Raw genomic sequence first — 5,965 nt, forward strand, 5'->3', positions numbered from 1 at the left:
GCCCGGCACGGTGGTCGGCCGCCGCCCCCACCGGTCCGACCCCGGTCTCCACCTCCGGCTCCGCCGCCGGTTCCGGTCCGGTGTCCGGTGTGCGCCGACGGAGGGACGTGGGCACGGGCGCCGCCGGGACGCGGGCGGCCGGGGGGTACGGTTCGGCCGTCCCGGCCGCGCTGCTGCTCGGCACCCACACCTACGCCGTCACCGCGGTCTCCCGCCACGAGGCCCAGGGCGGCTCCACCACCGCGCCGCTCCTGGCCCTGGCCACGACCGCGGCGCTCGCGGCCGCCGCACTGCGCGGCGGGCCGGGCCCGGCGCGGGGAGCGGTCCCGACCACGGCGGCCGGTGTGTCCGCAGGGTCCCTCGCGCTCACCGCCCTCGCCGGCGCCTACCTCCGTACCGCCGCACCTCCGCTCCTGCACGCCGCCCTCAACCCGTCCCCGCCCCTCACCCAGCGCGCCGTCGGCGGCGGGATCCGCGCCATGATCCCGCTCCAGGCCGCGCTGGCCGCCCGGGCGGGGGCGCCGCTGACCGGGCTCGCCGTCATGGGACTCGCCCCTCTCGCCCGCACCCTCGCACGGAAGGTGAGCCCCACGTGACCCTCCGCCTCGGCTACGGCACCAACGGTCTGACCGACCTCCGCCTCGACGACGCCCTGGGACTCCTCGCCGACCTCGGCTACGACGGCGTCGGACTGACCCTCGACCACATGCACCTGGACCCGCTCGCCCCGGACCTCGCCGCACGCACCCGGCACGTGGCCCGCAGACTCACCGCGCTGGGCCTCGGTGTCACGGTGGAGACCGGCGCCCGCTACGTCCTCGACCCGCGCCGCAAACACGGCCCCTCCCTCCTCGACCCGGACCCCGAGGCCCGTGCGGCCCGTACCGCCCTGCTCGTCCGGGCCGTGGACACCGCCGCCGACCTCGGCGCCCACGCCGTGCACTGCTTCAGCGGCATCGCCCCGCCCGGCACCGGGAGCGGCACGGACACCGACGCCCTCTGGCACCGGCTGACCGGTGCGCTCGGCCCCGTGCTGGACGCCGCGACCCGCGCCGGCGTCCCCCTCGCCATCGAACCCGAACCCGGCCACCTCCTCGCCACCCTGGCCGACTTCCACCACCTGCGCGCCCTCCTCGGCGACCCGGACGCCCTCGGGCTCACCCTTGACATCGGCCACTGCCAGTGCCTGGAGCCCGCCCCGCCCGCGGCCTGCGTCAGGGACGCGGCGCCCTGGCTGCGGCACGTCCAGATCGAGGACATGCGGCGTGGCGTCCACGAACACCTCCCCTTCGGCGACGGCGAGATCGACTTCCCGCCGGTCCTGGACGTGCCCCGCCACTCCCACGCGGGCCCCGAACTCGCCCGCAGCTCACTCGCCTTCCTGCGCGCGGCGGCCCGCACGACCGGGGACGAGGTGACCGCCCCGTGCTGACCAGCCACGAGGAACTCGACGAACGGCTCCCCGACACCGCACGGACCTGGCTCGCCGAGGCGCTCACCGAGGCCGCCCACGCCGCCGGACACCCGGACGCCGACAGCGCGGACCCGCCCTGGGAACTGCGGTTCGCCTCGGCCGGACGCCACTGCGGGCCGGAGCACGCCGACTCCGCACGCGCCCTCCTCCTCGCCGCGGCCCGGCCCGCCCTGCCCGCCGTGACCCGGCTCTACACCCAGGGCACCGCCGCCGAACGCCGGGCCGTCCTGCTCACCCTGCACCGGCTCGACCTGGGACCCGGACACCCACGGCTGGCGGCACGCCGTCCTGAAGTGCCTCTTCACCGACGTCCCCGTCGCGGCCGTCGCCCGACTGGCCGACCGCGCCCGGGGCGACACCGAACTCGCCCGCATGCTGGACGACTTCGCCGCCGAGCGCACCGCCGCCGGCCGCACCGTCCCGGCGGACCTGCGCACCGTCCTCGCCCTCACGGCCGCCCCGGCCCCCGCCCCCACGGAGGAGTCCTGATGCGCATCTTCGACCCCCACATCCACATGACCTCCCGCACCACGGACGACTACCGGGCGATGTACGACGCCGGGGTCCGCGCGCTGGTCGAACCCTCCTTCTGGCTCGGCCAGCCCCGCACCTCACCCGCCAGCTTCTTCGACTACTTCGACGCCCTCCTCGGCTGGGAACCCTTCCGCGCCTCCCAGTACGGCATCGCCCACCACTGCACGCTCGCCCTCAACCCCAAGGAGGCCAACGACCCCCGCTGCACCCCCGTCCTGGACGCGCTGCCCCGCTACCTCGTCAAGGACTCCGTCGTCGCCGTCGGAGAGATCGGCTACGACTCCATGACCCCCGCCGAGGACACCGCCCTCGCCACCCAGCTCCAGCTCGCCGCCGACCACGGCCTGCCCGCCCTCGTCCACACCCCGCACCGCGACAAGCTCACGGGGCTGCGCCGCACCATCGACGTCGTCCGCGAGTCGGCCCTCGCCCCGGAACGCGTCCTGCTCGACCACCTCAACGAGACGACCGTCCAGGACGCCCTCGACAGCGGCTGCTGGGCCGGTTTCTCCATCTACCCCGACACCAAGATGGACGAGGAGCGCATGGTCACGGTCCTCCGCAACCACGGCACCGACCGCGTCCTCGTCAACTCCGCCGCCGACTGGGGGAAGAGCGACCCGCTCACGACCCGCAAGGTCGCCGACGCCATGTTGAAGGCCGGCTTCGACGAGGACGACGTCGACCAGGTCCTCTGGCGCAACCCCGTCACCTTCTACGGCCAGAGCGGCCGCCTCCAGCTCGACCTCGCCGCCCCCGGCCCCCTCCACGAGGGCAACTCCATCCTCCGCGGCGGGGAGTGAGCCATGCGCTTCCGCCACCCCGACGGCACCACCGTCCATCTCGCCTACTGCACCAACGTGCACCCCGCCGAGACCCTCGACGGCGTACGCGCCCAGCTCCGCGACCACTGCGAGCCCGTCCGCAGACGGCTCGGCCGGGACCGCCTCGGCATCGGCCTCTGGCTCGCCCGGCAAGCCGCCCGGACGCTGATCAACGACCCCTCCGCCCTCCGCGCCCTGAGAACCGAACTCGACCAGCGGGGCCTGGAGGTCGTCACCCTCAACGGCTTCCCGTACGAGGGGTTCGGCGCCGAAGAGGTGAAGTACCGGGTCTACCGGCCGGACTGGACCGACCCCGAGCGGCTGGAGCACACCACCGACCTGGCCCGGCTGCTGGTCACCCTCCTCCCCGACGACGTCACCGAAGGCAGCGTCTCCACCCTGCCGATCGCCTGGCGCACCCCGTACACCGCCGATCCGACGGCCGGCCACCGCCCGCAAGGCGCTCACCACGCTCGCGCAACGGCTGGACGCCCTCGCCGAGCTGACCGGCACCTCCATCAGGATCGGCCTCGAACCCGAGCCGGGCTGCACCGTCGAGACCACCGCCGACGCCATCGCCCCGCTCACCGACATCGGCCACGACCGCATCGGCGTCTGCGTCGACACCTGCCACCTCGCCACCTCCTTCGAGGACCCCGACACCGCACTGGACGCCCTGGACACCGCGGGCATCCCCGTGGCCAAGGCCCAGCTCTCCGCCGCCCTGCACGCCGAACACCCCCACCTGCCCGCCGTGCGCGAAGCCCTGGCCGCCTTCGCCGAACCCCGCTTCCTGCACCAGACCCGCGCCCTGACCACCGGCGGACTGCGCGGGACCGACGACCTCGACGAGGCCCTGGCCGGGGTGTCGCTGCCCGACGGCACCCCGTGGCGCTCCCACTTCCACGTCCCCCTGCACGCCCCACCCGCACCCCCGCTCACCTCGACGCTGCCCGTACTCGAGAGAGCCCTGACCCGGCTGGTCGGCGGCCCCGTGCCGCTCACCCGGCACCTCGAGGTCGAGACGTACACCTGGCAGGCGCTCCCGGCCGAGCTGCGGCCCCGCACCCGCGCCCAGCTCGCCGACGGCATCGCCGCCGAACTCACCCTCGCCCGTGACCTCCTGACCGACCTCGGCCTCAAGGAGCTGCCGTGACCGACCCCGGAACCGGTTCCCGGCCCACCCCCCTCCTCGTCCTGGACGTCGTCGGCCTCACGCCCGGCCTCCTCACCCACATGCCGAACCTGCGGGCCATGGCCGGCACCGGGGCCCAGGCCCCGCTCTCCACCGTCCTGCCCGCCGTCACCTGCGCCGCCCAGTCCACCTTCCTCACCGGCACCACCCCCGACGAGCACGGCATCGTCGCCAACGGCTGGTACTTCCGCGAACTCGGCGACGTCCTCCTGTGGAGGCAGCACAACGGACTCGTCCAGGGCGACCGGCTCTGGGACGCCGCCCGACGGGCCCACCCCGGCTACACCGTCGCCAACATCTGCTGGTGGTACGCGATGGGCGCCGACACCGACTGGACCGTCACGCCCCGCCCGGTCTACTACGCCGACGGCCGGAAGGAACCCGACTGCTACACCCGGCCGCCCGGCCTCCACGACGAACTCACCGAGAAGCTCGGCACCTTCCCGCTCTTCCACTTCTGGGGACCCGGCGCCGACCTCGTCTCCTCCCGGTGGATCATCGACGCGACCCGGCACGTCATCGCCACCCGCACCCCCGACCTGGCCCTCGCCTACCTCCCGCACCTCGACTACGACCTCCAGCGCTACGGCCCCGACGACCCCCGCTCCCACCGGGCGGCCACGGAGCTGGACCGCGCGATGGCGCCCCTCATCGCCGACGCGCGCGCCGAGGGCCGCACCGTCGTGGCCCTCTCCGAGTACGGCATCACCCGCGTCAGCCGGCCCGTCGACATCAACCGCGCCCTGCGCCGCGCGGGCCTGCTGGAGGTCCACACCCAGGACGGCATGGAGTACCTGGACCCCATGGCCTCCCGGGCCTTCGCCGTCGCCGACCACCAGATCGCCCACGTCTATGTACGCCGCCCCGAGGACCTCGACGCCACCCGGGAAGCCCTCGCGGACCTGCCCGGCATCGACCAGCTGCTGGACGACGAGGGCAAGAAGGCCCACCACCTGGACCACCCCCGCTCCGGCGAACTCGTCGCCGTCGCCGAGAAGGACGCCTGGTTCACGTACTACTACTGGCTCGACGACGCCCGCGCCCCCGACTTCGCGCAGCTCGTCGAGATCCACCGCAAACCCGGCTACGACCCCGTCGAGCTCTTCATGGACCCCCAGGACCCCTATGTCCGGGTCAAGGCGGCAACGGCCCTCGCCCGCAAGAAGCTCGGCATGCGCTACCGGATGGCGGTCGTCCCCCTGGACGCCTCACCTATTCGCGGCAGCCACGGCCGCCTCCCCACGAGCGACGACGAAGGTCCGCTCATCCTCTGCTCCACCCCCGAAGTGTTCGACGCGTACGACGGCCGAGTCCAGGCCACCGAAGTGAAGTCCCTGCTCCTCCAGCTTGCCGGACTGCACTGACAATCCCCCTCCGCCCGCACATCCGTACAGGAGACACGTGACGATGAGCCGTACCCCGAAGGACGCAGAACTCGCGCACAGGCTGAGCCGCCGCAACGTCCTGGGCGTCGCCGCAGGAGCCACGGCGGCCACCCTCCTCGGCGTCGCGAGCGCCGACGCCGCCGCCCGTCCGGGCCACGGAAACGACCACGGCAAGGGCCCCGGCCACGACCACGGCAAGGGACCCGGGCACGGGCACGGCCAGGGCAAGGGCCGCCCCGTCCTGCCGCCCGGCCGGCTCGGCATCCAGCTCTACAGCCTCCGCGACAAGGTCTCGACCCTCGGGTTCGCCCCCGTCTTCGCCGAACTGGAGAAGTACGGCTACGACGAGATCGAGTTCGCCGGCTACACCCAGGGCTCCGCCGGCGCCATCACCCTCGCCCAGCTCAAGAGGCTGGCCAAGAACCACGGTCTGCACCCCATCGGCAGCCACGTCAACTACTACGACGACAACGACCCCCGCGCCTACTCCTTCGCCCAGAACCTCACCCAGGTCCTCGACGACGCGGAGGCCCTGTCTCTTATACACATCTCT

Annotated in this window: 3 protein-coding genes and 4 pseudogenes; all 7 read left to right on the plus strand. The window is 73.8% G+C overall.

Translation table 11 applies throughout. The features are described from left to right. Positions 1–596 (plus strand): annotated as a pseudogene (locus tag IH13_RS0103520) (prenyltransferase); the annotation flags it as partial. Then, a complete protein-coding gene (locus tag IH13_RS0103525; protein ID WP_031080941.1) occupies positions 593–1,432 on the plus strand; it encodes a sugar phosphate isomerase/epimerase family protein in 840 nt (279 codons plus the stop codon). The pseudogene IH13_RS0103520 and the gene IH13_RS0103525, both read left to right, overlap by 4 nt. Further along, positions 1,426–1,963 (plus strand): annotated as a pseudogene (locus tag IH13_RS36610) (EboA domain-containing protein). Before IH13_RS0103525 ends, IH13_RS36610 begins: the two are co-directional and overlap by 7 nt. Next, positions 1,963–2,811 carry a TatD family hydrolase gene (locus IH13_RS0103535; protein ID WP_031080942.1) on the plus strand — a complete coding sequence of 283 codons (849 nt, stop codon included), beginning with the start codon at positions 1,963–1,965 and terminating at the stop codon, positions 2,809–2,811. Before IH13_RS36610 ends, IH13_RS0103535 begins: the two are co-directional and overlap by 1 nt. 3 nt (positions 2,812–2,814) lie before the next feature. Next, positions 2,815–3,988 (plus strand): annotated as a pseudogene (gene eboE, locus IH13_RS36615) (metabolite traffic protein EboE). Continuing rightward, the gene (locus tag IH13_RS0103545) at positions 3,985–5,391 is read left to right on the plus strand and encodes an alkaline phosphatase family protein (protein WP_031080943.1); all 1,407 of its coding nucleotides are present in this window, start codon (positions 3,985–3,987) and stop codon (positions 5,389–5,391) included. The pseudogene eboE and the gene IH13_RS0103545 overlap by 4 nt, the downstream one beginning before the upstream one ends. A gap of 43 nt (positions 5,392–5,434) precedes the next feature. Continuing rightward, positions 5,435–5,965, plus strand: a pseudogene (locus IH13_RS0103550) (sugar phosphate isomerase/epimerase); the annotation flags it as partial.

Origin of the sequence: Streptomyces sp. NRRL WC-3549, assembly GCF_000721935.1 — a bacterium.
Lineage (GTDB): Bacteria > Actinomycetota > Actinomycetes > Streptomycetales > Streptomycetaceae > Streptomyces.